Source organism: Amycolatopsis sp. NBC_00355 (assembly GCF_036104975.1).
In the GTDB taxonomy this organism is placed as follows: Bacteria; Actinomycetota; Actinomycetes; order Mycobacteriales; family Pseudonocardiaceae; genus Amycolatopsis.
Genome location: NZ_CP107982.1, coordinates 10339144 through 10353056 on the forward strand (window position 1 = coordinate 10339144; position 13913 = coordinate 10353056).

The 13913-nt window shown below is 72.9% G+C and carries 15 protein-coding genes; 7 read left to right on the top strand and 8 right to left on the bottom strand.

All coding sequences use genetic code 11. The features are described from left to right. The first annotated feature begins 110 nt into the window (after positions 1-110). The gene (locus OHS18_RS47820) at positions 111-944 is read left to right on the top strand and encodes an SAM-dependent methyltransferase (RefSeq protein WP_328457679.1); all 834 of its coding nucleotides are present in this window, start codon (positions 111-113) and stop codon (positions 942-944) included. Positions 945-964: 20 nt separating this feature from the next. On the opposite strand, the gene OHS18_RS47825 is transcribed toward OHS18_RS47820, so the two are convergent. Beyond that, the gene (locus OHS18_RS47825; protein ID WP_328615308.1) at positions 965-1885 is read right to left on the bottom strand and encodes an aminoglycoside phosphotransferase family protein; all 921 of its coding nucleotides are present in this window, start codon (positions 1883-1885) and stop codon (positions 965-967) included. A gap of 299 nt (positions 1886-2184) precedes the next feature. Next, positions 2185-3066, bottom strand: coding sequence for an SDR family oxidoreductase (locus tag OHS18_RS47830; protein WP_328615309.1), 882 nt, complete (start codon positions 3064-3066; stop codon positions 2185-2187). A gap of 86 nt (positions 3067-3152) precedes the next feature. Here OHS18_RS47830 and OHS18_RS47835 point away from each other — a divergent pair, with 86 nt between their 5' ends. Together OHS18_RS47835 and OHS18_RS47840 are read left to right on the top strand one after the other, a co-directional pair. Further along, positions 3153-3731, top strand: coding sequence for a TetR/AcrR family transcriptional regulator (locus OHS18_RS47835; RefSeq protein WP_328615310.1), 579 nt, complete (start codon positions 3153-3155; stop codon positions 3729-3731). Positions 3732-3861: 130 nt separating this feature from the next. Continuing rightward, positions 3862-4518 carry an FG-GAP-like repeat-containing protein gene (locus tag OHS18_RS47840; RefSeq protein ID WP_328615311.1) on the top strand — a complete coding sequence of 219 codons (657 nt, stop codon included), beginning with the start codon at positions 3862-3864 and terminating at the stop codon, positions 4516-4518. Between the two features lie 22 nt (positions 4519-4540). Here OHS18_RS47840 and OHS18_RS47845 read toward each other — a convergent pair whose 3' ends face one another. Next, positions 4541-5008: a hypothetical protein gene (locus tag OHS18_RS47845; RefSeq protein WP_328615312.1), complete on the bottom strand. Its 468-nt coding sequence runs from the start codon at positions 5006-5008 to the stop codon at positions 4541-4543. Positions 5009-5114: 106 nt separating this feature from the next. Beyond that, positions 5115-5864, bottom strand: a complete 750-nt coding sequence (locus tag OHS18_RS47850) for a GAF and ANTAR domain-containing protein (protein ID WP_328457667.1) — start codon at positions 5862-5864, stop codon at positions 5115-5117. Positions 5865-6186: 322 nt separating this feature from the next. Here OHS18_RS47850 and OHS18_RS47855 point away from each other — a divergent pair, with 322 nt between their 5' ends. Next, the gene (locus OHS18_RS47855) at positions 6187-6981 is read left to right on the top strand and encodes a SigB/SigF/SigG family RNA polymerase sigma factor (RefSeq protein ID WP_328458975.1); all 795 of its coding nucleotides are present in this window, start codon (positions 6187-6189) and stop codon (positions 6979-6981) included. Positions 6982-7292: 311 nt separating this feature from the next. Here OHS18_RS47855 and OHS18_RS47860 read toward each other — a convergent pair whose 3' ends face one another. After that, entirely contained in the window at positions 7293-7463 is a 171-nt protein-coding gene (locus OHS18_RS47860; RefSeq protein ID WP_328615313.1) for a hypothetical protein, read from the bottom strand. Between the two features lie 97 nt (positions 7464-7560). On the opposite strand from OHS18_RS47860, the gene OHS18_RS47865 reads away from it, so the two are divergent. Next, complete coding sequence (locus OHS18_RS47865; RefSeq protein WP_328615314.1) at positions 7561-8274, top strand: GNAT family N-acetyltransferase; 714 nt, start codon at positions 7561-7563, stop codon at positions 8272-8274. Here OHS18_RS47865 and OHS18_RS47870 read toward each other — a convergent pair whose 3' ends face one another. After that, positions 8275-9111, bottom strand: coding sequence for an SAM-dependent methyltransferase (locus OHS18_RS47870; protein ID WP_328457661.1), 837 nt, complete (start codon positions 9109-9111; stop codon positions 8275-8277). A 147-nt stretch (positions 9112-9258) separates the two neighbouring features. Between OHS18_RS47870 and OHS18_RS47875 the strand changes: the two genes are divergently transcribed. Next, entirely contained in the window at positions 9259-9939 is a 681-nt protein-coding gene (locus OHS18_RS47875) for a DUF5134 domain-containing protein (protein WP_328615315.1), read from the top strand. 223 nt (positions 9940-10162) lie between these two features. Here the strand turns inward: OHS18_RS47875 and OHS18_RS47880 are convergent, their stop codons facing one another. Both OHS18_RS47880 and OHS18_RS47885 read right to left on the bottom strand, forming a co-directional pair. Continuing rightward, positions 10163-10720 (bottom strand): sigma-70 family RNA polymerase sigma factor, encoded by a 558-nt coding sequence (locus OHS18_RS47880; protein ID WP_328615316.1) that lies wholly within the window; start codon positions 10718-10720, stop codon positions 10163-10165. A 31-nt stretch (positions 10721-10751) separates the two neighbouring features. Next, positions 10752-12569, bottom strand: coding sequence for a flavin-containing monooxygenase (locus OHS18_RS47885; RefSeq protein ID WP_328615317.1), 1818 nt, complete (start codon positions 12567-12569; stop codon positions 10752-10754). A gap of 144 nt (positions 12570-12713) precedes the next feature. Between OHS18_RS47885 and OHS18_RS47890 the strand changes: the two genes are divergently transcribed. Further along, positions 12714-13889 carry a GAF domain-containing protein gene (locus OHS18_RS47890; RefSeq protein ID WP_328457651.1) on the top strand — a complete coding sequence of 392 codons (1176 nt, stop codon included), beginning with the start codon at positions 12714-12716 and terminating at the stop codon, positions 13887-13889. Positions 13890-13913: the final 24 nt, after the last annotated feature.

Genomic DNA, 13913 nt, shown 5'->3' on the forward strand with positions numbered 1-13913 from the left:
ACAGCCCGCTACGAATCATCCTTTCGTGTAGCCCCCGATGTGGTCACAGGAGTTACCAAAGTCGTTAGGCTGCCAGCCCAAGTGGGAAGTGATCCGGATCCGGAGGTGGCGTGACTCTCGCAGCCGACCCGGGGGTGCGCTCCGGCTGGTCGTGGGACCACGACGTCGCTTCGCCGGCCCGGATCCGTGACGCGGCCCTGCGCGGTCACGACAACTACGCGACCGATCGCGCCGCGCTGCGCGAACTGGACGAGGCCGCGCCGGGGTTCACCGACCTGCTGCGCGCGGCCCGGGCGTGGCACGTGCGGGTCGTCCGCCACCTCGCCGCGCGCGGCCTCGACCAGTTCCTGGACCTGGCCGCGGGCCTGCCCACCGCGCAGGACAACACGCACCAGACCGCCCAGCGGCAGAACCCCGACGCGAAGGTCATCTACACCGACACCGACCGCCTCGTGCTCAGCTACGAGCGTGCGTTGCTGGACGAAAACGACAACACCGCGGTGGTGCACGCCGACCACCTGGAACCCGGGCACCTGCTCGGCCACGAGACGGTCTGCACGGCGTTCGACCTCGCCCGCCCGGTCGCCGTGCTGATGACCACGGGCGTGCAGCATGAACCGGACGACGCCCGCCTGGCCGCGGCGGTGGCCGGCTACCGCGCCCTGCTGCCGCCCGGGTCGGTGCTCGCCCTGAGCTGCTGGTCGCTCCCGGAGTCCGTCGGGACGGGCCCGGCGGCGCGCACGATCGAACGCACGTGGGAATCCCGCTGCCGCCGGGCCGTCCGCTGCCGCACCGAGACCGGCGTCGAGCGCCTGTTCGCGGGGTTCGACCTGCTCGATCCGGGGCTGGTGCGCCTGCAGGACTGGTGGCCCGACGGCCCGGCCCTGCGCGTGCCCCGCCCCGCGCAGCGGCTCGCGGTCGGTGGAGTCGGCATCAAGCGGTAGGACTCTCGCCGGGCGCGGAGTCAGCCGGGGGTCCGGTATTCGGCGAGGATCTCGCCGAGGACGCGCTGCGCTTCGGTGGCTTCCCGGTCGGCGCGGTCCAGGGTCTGGGCGCAGGTGACGAGCGTCTTCCAGAGGGCCCACCCGCGTCCGCGGGCCCAGGTCGCCTCGTCGAGGGACAGCCGCTCGCGGAACGCCCGCCGGCCGTCGGGGGTCAGCAGCGTCCACGCGATGGCGACGTCGCAGGCCGGGTCGCCGGCACCGCACGTCCCGAAGTCGATGACCGCCGCCAGCTCCCCGTTCCGGAGCAGGAGGTTTCCCGGGGCGACGTCGCCGTGGAACCAGCTCTCCACGCCGTCCCAGCGGGCGTCCAGCGCGACCTGCCAGATCTCGCCGGCCAGGTCGACGTCGGCGTGACCGGTCAGCTTCGCGAGCGCGCGCCGGGCCGGCTCGTCGTAGGTGCGCAGGGTGGCGCCCCGGAACCAGTTGTGCGTGCCCGGCCGGGGCGCGCCCGTGGTGTCGACCTTCCGCAGGGCCGCCAGGAACCCGGCCAGGCCGGTCGCGAACCGGACCGGGTCGGCGATGCCGTCCGCGCTCGCCGGTGTGCCGTCGAGCCACGGGTGGATCGACCACGGGAAGGGGTAGCCCGCGCCGGGCCGGCCTTCCGCCAGCGGGACGGGGATCGGCAGCGGCACCTGCGGGGCCAGCACGGGGAGCCAGCGCTGTTCCTTGGCGACGGCCAAGGCGTATTCGGCCGCGCTGGGCAACCGCGCCGACATCTCGTCGCCCAGGTGGAAGGTGCGGTTGTCCCAGCCGCCGTTCGACACGGGCCGGACCGGGAGGCCGGCCCACCGCGGGAACTGCCCGGCGACGAGCAGGCGGACCTGGTCCGCGCCGACGGTCCGGCGCCGCGGCGGCGGACCGAGAGTGGGTGTGGTGCTCACCGGGCCATCTTCGCCCGTGGGCTACCGGCGGCGGGACCGAATAAATCGGTCCCGCCGCCGGGTCGGGTTCCGGCAACGTCGTTTCAAGCGTCCGCCGGACGTCTCCGGAACGGCCAACACGCTGCCCGGAACCGCCAACACGCTGCCCGGAATGGCCAACACACGTCCCGGAACGGCCAACACGCTGCCCGGAGTGGTCAACACGGGGCCGAGGGCGCGCCCGGTCGGCGGTTGGCCGTTCCGGTCGCTGTGTTGGCCGCTCCGGTTGACGTGTTGGCCGTTCCGGTGATGAGCCGGGGTCAGGGTTGGATGTTCTCCAGGTCCTCGAGCAGGCTCGGGTGCTTCGGCGCCCAGCCGAGCGCCTCCCGGGTGTGCGCGCTGGACGACGGCTGGTCCATCGCGAAGATCGGGCCCAGCGGGCCGAAGTTCTCCTCGGGCACCGGCTCGACCGGCAGCCCCAGGCGCCGCCCGATGACGCCGGCGATGTCGCGCACCGCGTCACCCTCGTCGGCCACCGCGTGCCAGGCGGTCCCGGCGGGCCCCGCCTCCAGCGCCAGCCGGAAGAGGACGGCCGCGTCGAGGGCGTGCACGGCCGGCCAGCGCTGGGCGCCGTCACCCGGGTAGCCGGACACGCCCGCCTGGCGCGCGATCCGGGTCAGCAGGCCCGCGAAGCCGCCGTCACCCTTGTTGTGGACGGTGCGCGGCAGGCGCACGGCCGTGCTCCGGACCCCGCGCGAGGCCAGGTCCAGGGCGGCCGTCACCGCGCGGCCGCGGCCGCCGACCGGGCCGTCGGTCGGCGACGGGTCGGCTTCGGTGGACGTGCGGCCCGGCACCCACGGCGTCCCCGAGACGGTGACGAACGGGCGGTCGCTGCCGACGAGTTCCTCGCCCAGGGCCGCGATGGCGGCGCTCTCCTCGGCGACGGCCCGCGCGACGCTCTCGGCGGTGCTGAAGTCGTTGCTGAACGCCAGGTGGATCACGCCGTCGGCCTTGGCCGCGCCGGCCCGGAGGGTGTCCAGGTCGGCGAGACCGCCCCGCACCGCTTCGGCGCCGGCCCGGTCCACGGCCAGCGCGGAGGCGTCGGAGCGGGCGAGGACCGACACGGTGTGGCCGTGGCCGAGCAGTTCCGCGACGACGGCGGAGCCGACCAGCCCGGTGCCGCCGGTGACAAAGACCTGCATGGAACTCTCCTGACCAGTGATGGGACTAGTGTCTCATCACGCTACCAGAGTGATGAGACACTAGTCCCATCGCCTATGATCGCCCCATGGCACGATGGGAACCCGGAGCGCGGGAACGGCTCGTCGTGGCTGCCGTCGAACTCTTCACCCAGCAGGGGTACGACGCCACGACGGTCGCGCAGATCGCCGAGCGGGCCGGGGTCACGAGAAGCACCTTCTTCCGGTACTTCCCCGACAAGCGCGACCTGCTGGTCGCCGGCCAGGAGACGCTGAGCCGGCTGCTGTCCGAGGGGATAACCGAGGCGCCCCCGGCGGCCAGCCCGCTCGAAGCGGTCGCGGCCGGTCTCGAACGCGCGTCGAGCACGATGGGCCCGATGAACCACGAGCTCGGCCCGCGCCTGAAGGCCGCCATCGCGGCCAGCACCGAACTGCAGGAGCGGGACGCCCTCAAGAGCGTCGGCCTCGCGGCGGCCATGACGGCCGCGCTCGTCGCCCGTGGCGTACCCGACCCGATCGCGCACCTCGCGGCCGAGCTGGGCGTCCTGGCGTTCAAGCGGGGCTATGCCGAGTGGTCCGAGGCCGACCGGGACGCCGCGGGCGAGTTCGCGCCGTACGCCCTGGCGGCGCTGGACGAACTGCGCGCGGCGAGCGCGGCACTGGGCTGACCGGGCCTTGGGGCCGAGGTTGCGTTCGTGTGGCACATCGCACGCGCGGTGCACGCGGCGGACCTGTGGCCGTCTTTCTTCATGAGAGCACTTTCGGTGAAAAGATCACCGGAAGACGGAGGGAGATCTCATGAACCGCACCGGACTCGTCCGCACCGCCACCGTCGCCGGCCTGGCCGCGGCACTGGGTATCGCCGCCGCCGCGCCCGCCTTGGCCGCGCCCGCCACCGACCCGGTCACCACCGTCGCCGACCTGAACGGCGACGGCGAGATCGAGACCGTCACCGCGCAGCTGACCGGCGACGACGACCAGCTGATTTCGGCCACGGTGAACGGGACGTACACGTCGATCCACCTGCCGGCCGACAGCCAGTTCGGCGTCGAGGCGCCGCGGGTGACCGACCTCAACGGTGACGGCCGGGCCGAGCTGGTCGTCGCGCAGTCCATCGGCGCCAACACGACGTTCTACTCCGTGCTGCACTACGACGGCCGCAACCTGAGCCAGGTCGTCGGCGCCGACGACAAGCCGTTCTCGGTCGCCGAAGGCGGCGGCGTCGCGGCCCACCTGGGTTACCGGTGCACGCCGCTGGAAGGGGGCCGCGCGTTCACGACCGTCGCCGCCGAGACCGACGACATCGGCCGCCCCGTGGACCAGATGACGTACTCGGGCACCCGCACCGTCTACACACTCCGCGACGGAGCCCTGAGCGTCTACGAGACGACGCCGTTCAGCGCTCGTCCCGCGAAGGACCCGGTGCTCGCCACGGATTCCGGTAGCTGCGCCTGACCGCCGGTGACGTCGGGAGGTGTCACCCGGCGCGGCCGTGTTTCACCCGCGCGATGTAGGTGTTCGACGCCGGGAGGTAGGAGAGCACCAGGGCGAGCACCGACACCGCGGTGCTGACGTAGTTCACCGCGGTGCCCGACGTCGCCACGAGCGAAGCCACCTGCAGCAGCGTGACGATCGTGAGCACGATGCGCGCCCAGTTCCGGCCGGCCTTGAGCCGGAAGCTCAGGAACAGGTACAGGACGGCGAGCACGACCAGCACCCCGATCCCCACCGCCTGACCGATCGTCGCCGACCGCTGGATCTGGTCCTCGGTCAGGTGGGCCGAAGACGCGCCGGCGCTCGCGGTGCGCAGCGCCTGCGCCAGTTCGTCCCGGTAGCCAAGCAGCAGCCCGGCGCCGACCAGCGCGGAGATCGTCGACACGAGGTAGCCGAAGAACGCGGCGACCAGCGTGCCCGGGGGAGTGGGGTGGTCCGTTCGGATGTCCATGGGGCGAACGTAAGCAGGCCCGCGGGCCGCCGCCGTGCGGGAAGCGGAAGTCCGTACCGGGGGACGAGGAGCGGGCCGGGTTCCTCATACCCCGGTACGAGCGGCCTCAGGCCGGGCCGTCCCGGTCGGTGACCGTGGTGACGAACCGCTGCGCGACGTCGCGCAGTTTGACGTTGGTGTGCTGCGACTGCCGGACGAGCCGCTGCATGGCGTCGTCGGCGTCGATGCGGTGGATGGCCATGAGCATGCCCTTGGCCTGCTCGATCACCGCGCGCGAACGCATGGCCGTGGTGAGGTTCTCGCACTCCTCCACCGCCACCCGGTAGCGGCGGACGGTGCGCAGCCCGAACGCGACGAGCGTGGTGTAGACGCCGAGCAGGTGCGATTCGGCTTCGGCGAAACCGTGGTCGCCGAAGCCGAAGAGGTTCAGCGCGCCGGCGAGGGTGTCGTCGACGTGCAGCGGCGCGGCGAGGTAACTGCCGACGCCGAGCGAGGTGGCGTGCCGGGTGAAGGCCGGCCACTCCTTCGTCGCGGTGGCCAGGGAGACGCGGACGACCTGCCCGGTCGCGGCGGCCTGCAGGCACGGGCCGTCACCGGCCTCGTACTGGTGCCGGTCGATGTCCACGGCGCGCTGGTCCGAATGCGCGGCGGTTTCCGGTTCGCCGTGGTGGATGGCGGTGATGCTGGCCATGTCGGCGTCCGGGAACGCGTTGACCGCTTCGGTGACGATGGTGTCGAGGACGCTCTGTTCGCCGTCCTCGGACTCGAGCGCGCGGGTGAGGGCCGAGGCCGAGGTGGCCAGCTCGTCGTGCTGGCCGAGCTGGCCGAGCTGTTCAAGGGGGTCGGTGTCGGGCATTCGGGTCTCCGTTCTCCACTGCGGCGCAGGGGGCGGCCCGAAGTCGCCGCCTCCACGACAACCGCTGTGGTTTCAACGGATCAGCAGAGATCCTAGCGGGTGGCCGGCCGGGGGCGGGAGCGATCGGACGGCCCGCCCGGCCCGTCCACTGTGGACTACCGGCGGAGAGCGGCCGTACTCGCGGCGTCACGATGACGTCCGTCACGGCCTGGCGAGGTTTGCCGCGCGCCGGTGGGGGTATTAGCATCGCGACGAACAGGAGGTCGCCTTGACGACCGTCACGCCGGTCGCGGGCCGCACCGAGCAGGACGACGCCGTCCCGGTGCCGGTCACGCAGGACCACCCGAAGACCCGCGACCGCAAGCGGGACGACTACTCCCATTGCGTGCCGCTGTTCGCCGAGCTCGCAGCCCTGCCCGCGGGCCACGCCGGCCGGGCGCGGCTGCGCGAACGGCTGATCCTCGAGTTCCTCCCGCTCGCCGAGCACATCGCGACCCGCTTCGGCGGCCGCGGCCAGCCCCGGGACGACCTGGTCCAGGTGGCCCGGCTGGGCGTGATGAAGGCGGTGGACCGGTTCGATCCCACCCACGGCGCGGACTTCCTGTCCTTCGCGGTCCCGACCGTCATGGGTGAGGTCCGCCGGCACTTCCGGGACACCGGCTGGGCGCTGCGCGTCCCGCGCGGCCTGCAGGAGCTGCAAGGCCGGCTCTCCCGCGGCACCACCGAGCTCGCCCAGAGCCTGGGCCGGGCGCCGACGCCGAGCGAGCTCGCCGGCCACCTGGGCATCGACGTCGAGACCGTCCGCGAAGGCCTGCTCGCGGCGAACTGCTACGAGACGTCGTCGCTGGACCAGCCGCTCAACAGCGGCGAGGGCACCAGCTCCCTGGCCGAGGTGATGGGTGAGCCGGACGCCGGGATCGGGCTCGTCGAAGACCACCAGACGCTCGCCCCGCTGCTGAAGAAGCTGCCGCCGCGGGAGCAGGCGATCGTCCGGATGCGGTTCTTCGACGGCCTGTCGCAGTCCCAGATCGCGGCCCGCGTCGGGGTCTCGCAGATGCAGATCTCCCGGTTGCTGGCCAAGACCCTGCACCAGCTGCGCGACCAGCTCGGCGGCTGAGCGGAGGCCCGCGGCCCGGAGTCGCACGTCAGGTCACCTGAGGTTGCGCTTCGCGGCCGTGCCCCACTCGATCGGTGGGTTCCTTTGTCACGCAAGGAAATCGTCGCGGCCGGCGTCGACGCGCGTGCCTGGACGGCTTCCAGGTGCACAACGTCTGGGAGAACACGGGCTGTGGCAACACCTTCAGCAAGAACACGGTCACGCTGACGACCTCGTCGGGCTACGCCGTCAACGCGACGAACCAGAGTGACTGCGTCTCGCACAAGGAGCCGAACGTGGTCGGCGCGTCGAACACCGCCACCGGGGGCGGGTCAGTGCGGGCGGTTCAGGTGGGTGTTCACCGCGTGTTCGTGGCGGGTGATCCGGCGGTGCAGGTCGGCGAGCGCGTCCGCCAGTTCGTCGCCGTCGGCTTCGGCGCTCGTGGCCGCGTCTCCCGGCTCGGCGGCGGTCACGTCCGTGACCGCCCGTTTCGAGTTGTCCACCTGCGCACCACCGGCTTTCGCGTACAAACTTCCCCGCGTGATCACTGCCCACGAGCGGGCCGGGTCAAACGATCGCCTGGTCCGGCATGCTGGAGCGGTGTCGGCTGAGGTGAGGGACGCGGAGCGGGCGCTGCACCGCCGGATGGGGCTGGCCTGCGCCGCGGCGACCGCGGCCGGGCTGCCGGGGCGGTTCCGGGTGTGGGAGCACGGCGGGCTGCTGGCCGTGCTGGCCACCGACCCCGCGCTGAGGTTCCTGTCGACGGTCTCCGGGGTGACGCCGGCGACGTTGCCTGCGCTCGACGGGCTGCTGACCGGCTGGGACCCCACCGTGCTCACGACCGGCAGTGAGGTGCCCGAAGGGCTGGTGCCGGCGGGGGAGCGCGTCATGGCCGTGCGCCGGCTGGGGGAACCGCCCGCGGCCGATCCCGAGGTCACCGACGCCGACGCCGGGAGTTTCGTGGACGTCCTGCTGGCCGGCTACGAGGTGGCCGGGCCGGTCGCCGCGTTTGTCGCCGCGGAGCACCGGATGCCGCAGATGCGGCGGTTTGTGCTGGTCGAGGGCCGGACGCCGATCGCCGCCGCGGGGATGACCGTCCACGACGGCGTCGCCGTGCTGGGCGGCGCGTCGACCCTGCCCGAATGCCGGGGGCGGGGTGCCCAGACGCGGCTGCTGCGGCACCGGCTGCGGGTGGCGGCCGACGCGGGCTGCGCACTGGCCGTCGCGACGGCCGGTGCGAGGTCGGTCAGCGCCGCGAACCTCGGCCGGGCGGGCTTCCGCCTCCACCGGCGCTCGGCGTGGGCAAAACCCTGATCAGGGCTTGCGGGCGAGGCCGCCGGCGATGATGCGGTGCGCGACCGTCACCGGCTTGAGGCGTGGGCCGTCGGGCCACCACTGGTAGAGCGGCACGATGCCCGGGTCGATCAGCTCGAGGCCGTCGAACAGTTCGGCGATCTCGTCGTGGGTGCGCCAGGTCGCGCCGCCGAGCGAGCCGCGGGCGACGACGTCCGAAAGCTGGTGCGCCGCGTCGCTGTCCGCGGGTTCCTGCGGGTCGAGCAGGTGCGAGATGAGCACGTGCGACCCCGGCGGCAGCGCGTCGATGTAGGCCCGCATGACCTCGGCCGGCGCGTGACGGTCGCCTTTGTGGTGGTGCAGCGTCGCGACCTGCGACAACACGATCGGCCGAGTCCAGTCGAGGTGGCTGCGCACCGTCTCGTGGTCGAGGATGCTGCGCGGGTCGAAGATGTCGCCTTCGACGTAGCGGGTCAGCTCGTTGTCCTCGAGCAGCGCGCGGCCGTGCGCGGTGACCACCGGGTCGTTGTCGACGTAGACGACCTTGGACAGGCGGTCGAACCGCTGGGCGACCTGGTGGACGTTCTCCGCGGTCGGCAGCCCGGAGCCGCAGTCGAGGAACTGCGTGATCCCGGTCTGGTGGGCCAGGAACCGGATCGCCCGGACGAGGAACAGCCGGTTCTCGCGGGCCACCTCGACGACGTCCGGCATCGACGCGGCCAGCTGGTCCGCCGTCTTGCGGTCGATCTCGTAGTTGTCCTTGCCGCCGAGCAGGTAGTTGTAGACGCGCGCGACGCTGGCCCGATCCGGGTCGACGCCGACCGGGGCGTTCAACGGGTCCACATCGTTCGACGGCATTTCCCGGCGCCTCCTGCTCGCGGTTGAGAAGTCCCACCCACCGTAATCAGCTGGGTGGGCCACGTTACCCCCGGGCCGCGCGATCGCCGGGAACTTTTCGCCCCGTCCGTCCGACCAATGCGCGGATCTCCTCGGAAAGGTGGTGCGATGACCGGCTCGTTCGCGCTGCGCGTGGCCCTCGGTGTCGGGTTCCTCCTGCTCGCGGCGTACTACGCCGGGCGGTGGGTGCTCTCCCGCCGTGACGGGCCCGCGGCCGGCTGGGGTGCCGGCCCGGCCCACGCGTCGCACCTCGTGCTGTGCGCCGGGATGGCCGTCATGGTCCAGCCGGCGATGGACCCGCTGCCCGCGCCGGTGTGGATCGCCCTGTTCGCCGGCGTCACCGGGTGGTTCGCCGTGCGCATCCTGCGCCGCCGGGCCCCGGCGGGGGAACTGCACCACGTCGTCGGCGGCGCGGCGATGCTGTACATGGTCGTCGCGATGCCCGGGCTGCCGCCGATGTTCGGCATCCCGCCCGCCCACGACATGGCCGGCATGGACATGGCGGGGATGGACATGGCGGGGATGCACGAAATGACCACCATGCCCGGCATGACCACCGCGGCGGGGGCCGGGACGGGCCTCGCGGTGCCGATCATCGCGTGGGTGCTGGCCGGGTACTTCGCGGCGCACACGGTCCGCCTCGGCGCGCGGCTGGTCGTCGCGCCCGCGGTGGCCGTCGCCGAGGGCCCGGCGCAGCGGAACCGGTCACCGCGGCTGCTGGGCGCGTGCCGGATCCTCACGAGCGTCGGGATGGGCGGCCTGCTCCTGGCGATGGCCGGCTGGTCCTGAGCCGAAGCGCGAGGCCACCATCAGCGGGAACTCTTCTACGCGCGCAGAAGACCGTGCCGTAGACGTCGGGATGGCGCAGCCCGAGGGCGATCGACGGGCCGTCCCCGGCGAACACGACGAACCGGGGCGGCGCCGGGGGAACGTACGCCGTGACCGGCCGGCCCCCGTCGTAGCCGAGCGTCCCGGTGACGAGACGTCCGGCCAGTGGGGTCTTCCGGCCATTTCAGGCGCACCGGGCGGGGGTTTCCCGCATCGCCGCGGTGAGGTCGTCGCGGGCGCGGGCCACCCGGGACCGGATCGTGCCGACCGGGCAGCCGCACGCCGCGGCGGCGTCCACATAGGACAGTCCGAGGGTCTGGGTGAGCACGAAGGCGTCCCGCCGGTCCGGCTCGAGCGCGTCGATCAGGTGACCGAGCACGACCCGCTCCTCGAACACGGCGGGGGTGACGCCCTCCGCCACGGACTGCCAGTCGTCCAGCGCGGCCTGGCGCGGGCGGACCCGCAGGCCGCGGACGTGGTCGGCCACCACCCGCCGGGCGATCGTGAACAGCCAGGTCCGGGCCGACGCCTCGGCCCGGAACCGGCTGAGACCGCCCAGCGCGCGCAGGTACGTCTCCTGCGTCAGGTCGTCCGCGGTCTGGACGTCGCTCAGGCTCGCGATGAACCGCCGGACGTGCGGCTGGGTGGCCCGCAGGAACTCCTCGAGGGCCTGGCGGTCGCCGCGGCCGGCGAGCTGGGCCCACTGCGTGATCTCGGCGTCTTCCGCGGTGCGTGACCTCACACCGCGAACACGTCGGGCACGCCCGGACGGTTCACGCCTTGTGGTGCACCTCCTGCAGGCCGTACACCGGCGTCGGGATCCCCTCGAACCGCGCCTTGAGCTGCAGCGCGAGGTAGAGCGAGTAGTGCCGCGACTGGTGCAGGTTCCCGCCGTGGAACCACAGGCCCTCCTGCTGGGTGGGCTTCCACATGTTGCGCTGCTCGCCCTCCCACGGCCCGGGGTCCTTGGTCGTCGCCGAACCCAGGCCCCAGCACTTGCCGACGCGGTCCGCGGTCTCCTGGCCGACCAGGTCGGCGACCCAGCCGTTCATCGAGCCGTAGCCGGTGGCGTAGACGACCAGGTCGGCCGCCAGCTCGGTGCCGTCCTCCAGCACCACCGCGTCGCGCGTCAGGTGTTCGACCTGGCCGTGGGCCAGCTTGATCTTCCCGTCGGCGACCAGCTCGGCCGCGCCGACGTCGATGTAGTAGCCGGAGCCGCGCCGCAGGTACTTCATGAACAGGCCGGACCCGTCGTCACCCCAGTCGTGCCGGAAGCCGGCCTTTTCGAGGCGCTCGTAGAAGTCCTGGTCGCGCTCGCGGATCGCGTCGTACACCGGGATCTGGAACTCGTGCATGATCCGGTACGGGATGGACGCGAAGATCATGTCCGCCTTGTCGGTGGTGACCCCCGCGGCCACCGCGCGTTCCGAGTACAGGTCGCCGAGGCCCAGGTCCATCAGCGAATCCGACTTCACGATGTGGGTCGAGGAGCGCTGGATCATCGTGACGTCGGCGCCGTGCTCCCACAGCGCCGCGCAGATGTCGTGCGCGGAGTTGTTGGACCCGACGACGACCGCCTTCTTGCCGGCGTAGGCGTCCGGGCCGGGGTGCTGCGACGAGTGGTGCTGATCGCCGGCGAAGTCGTCCATGCCGGGGAACGACGGGACGTTCGCCTTTCCGGACATCCCGGTCGCGAACACGACGTGCCGCGGCGTCAGCACCAGTTCTTCGCCGTCACGGACGACCCTCACCCGCCACTGCTGCGCGTCGGCGTCCCACTTCGCCGACGTCACCTCGGTGCTCGTCCAGTACGGCACCTCCATCAGCCGCGTGTACATCTCCAGCCAGTCGGCGATCTTGTCCTTCGGCGCGAAGACCGGCCAGTTCTCCGGGAACGGCAGGTAGGGGAGGTGGTCGTACCAGACGGGGTCGTGCAGGCAGAGGTTCTTGTACCGCTTGCGCCACGAGTCACCGGCCCGCGCGTTGCGCTCCAGGACCAGCGCCGGGACGTCGAGCTGGCGCAGCCGCGCGCCGAGCGCGATGCCGCCCTGGCCGCCGCCGATGACCACGACGTACGGCTGCTGCTCGTAACCGAGACGCGCGTCCTCCTCGGCCCGCTTCTCGGCCCAGGACGTCCGGCCGCGGACCACGCCGTGTTCGACGCCCTTCGAGCGACGGTCGCGTTGCCGCTCTTCGAAGCCCTTGAGCTCGCGCAGGCTGGTCAGCAGCGTCCACGCGCCTTCGTCCGTCAGCCGCAGGTGGCCCTTGGCGCGACCGGCCGCGGTCTCGAACTCGAGCCACGCGTCGGTGACGCCGTCGGCCTCGGTCGGCGGCTCGGTCGTGCGGAACCCGGACGGGTCGATCCGGTCGAGGGTGGCTTCCAGGAGCCCCGAGACGCCGTCGCGGCCTTCGACCGTCTTGATCGTCCAGGTGAAGGAGACCAGGTCACGCCAATAACTGTCGACGGCGAAGAGCGCGGCGGCGGCTTCGACGTCGCGGGCCGCCAGGGCCGTCTCGAACCGGTTCAGCCAGGCGTCCACCCGGGCCTGCGGCGTGTCCGTCGCGGCCGTCCGATCCACCGTCTGTGTCATGTGCGCTCCCAAGCGTCGGCTATGACCCCGATCACACGCCCGGGTGAACCGTCGCGGCAAGGGTTGCACCGCATTGCACGGCCTTGGCGTACCCGGCGACCGGATCTACGCTGGTGGACCGACGCGACGGTGCGGAGGTGGCCCATGGGCGTGCACAGCTCCCTACCGCCCGGTGCCAGCTTGCCGGCGCACGCGCGTGACCTGGTCCGGATGCACGAGGCCGTGATCGGCGGCGGCCGCCCGCGCGTCCGGCCGCGGCCGCTGGTGTCCCGGTCGTGGTCGCGCGCGCTGAGCCTGGGGCTCGCCGCCGACGGCATCAACACCCGCGACTCGGTCCCGCTCGACGAGGTCGCGCGGCGCCGGCGCGCCTCGCCCTTGCGGCACGTCGTCGACGGCCTCGGCCAGGTGCTCGACCCGGCGAACATGCTCCTGGTGGTGACCGACGCCGAGGGCGTCATCCTGTGGCGCGAGGGGTCGCCCCGCATCCGGCGTCAGGCCGACACCCTCGGGTTCGCCGAGGGCGCCGACTGGCGGGAGGCCCGCGTCGGCACCAACGCGATCGGTACCGCGCTCGCCGAGGCCGCCCCGGTGGAACTGCTCGCGGGCGAGCACTTCGAGCAGAACCAGCACCCGTGGTACTGCACGGCCTCGCCGGTGCACGACCCGCGCACGGGCGAGCTGCTCGGCGTGATCGACGTCAGCGGCCCGGCCCTGACCCTGCACCCGGCGATCGGGGCGCTGGTGGAGACCGGCCGCCGGCTGGCCGAGTCCGAGCTGTGGCGCCACCACCAGCAACGCCTCGACCGGCTGCGGCGCACGGCGGAACCGGTGCTGGCCGCGGCGTCGGGCCCGGCGCTGCTGGTGGACGACGACGGCTGGGTCGCCCACGCCGCGGGCATCGCGCCCGGCGAGCGGATCGCCGCGCCCGCGGAGGGCCAGGTGCTGGCCGTGCCCGGCCTGGGCGCGTGCCTGCCCGAGCGGCTGGCGGACGGCTGGCTCGTGCGCCCGGCCGACACCGAGCGCCGGGTGTGGCTGGACCTCGACCTCGCGGGCGCGCCGGTGCTGCGGATGCGTTCGGGCGACATGGGCTGGTGCCGCCCGGTGACCCCGCGGCACGCGGAGATCCTGGGGTGCCTGAGGGCGGCCGGCCCGGCGGGGCTTTCGGCGGAGGCGCTGAGCCGCGCGCTCTACGGCGACGCCGGGCACCTGGTGACCGTCCGCGCGGAGGTCTCCCGGTTGCGGCGGTGGCTCGGGGCCATTGTGGACACCCGGCCGTACCGCCTGGCCGAGGGCGTGGAGTTGACGGTCCACGGCGGGTGAAGCCGGTCCGGCCGCTCTCGATCC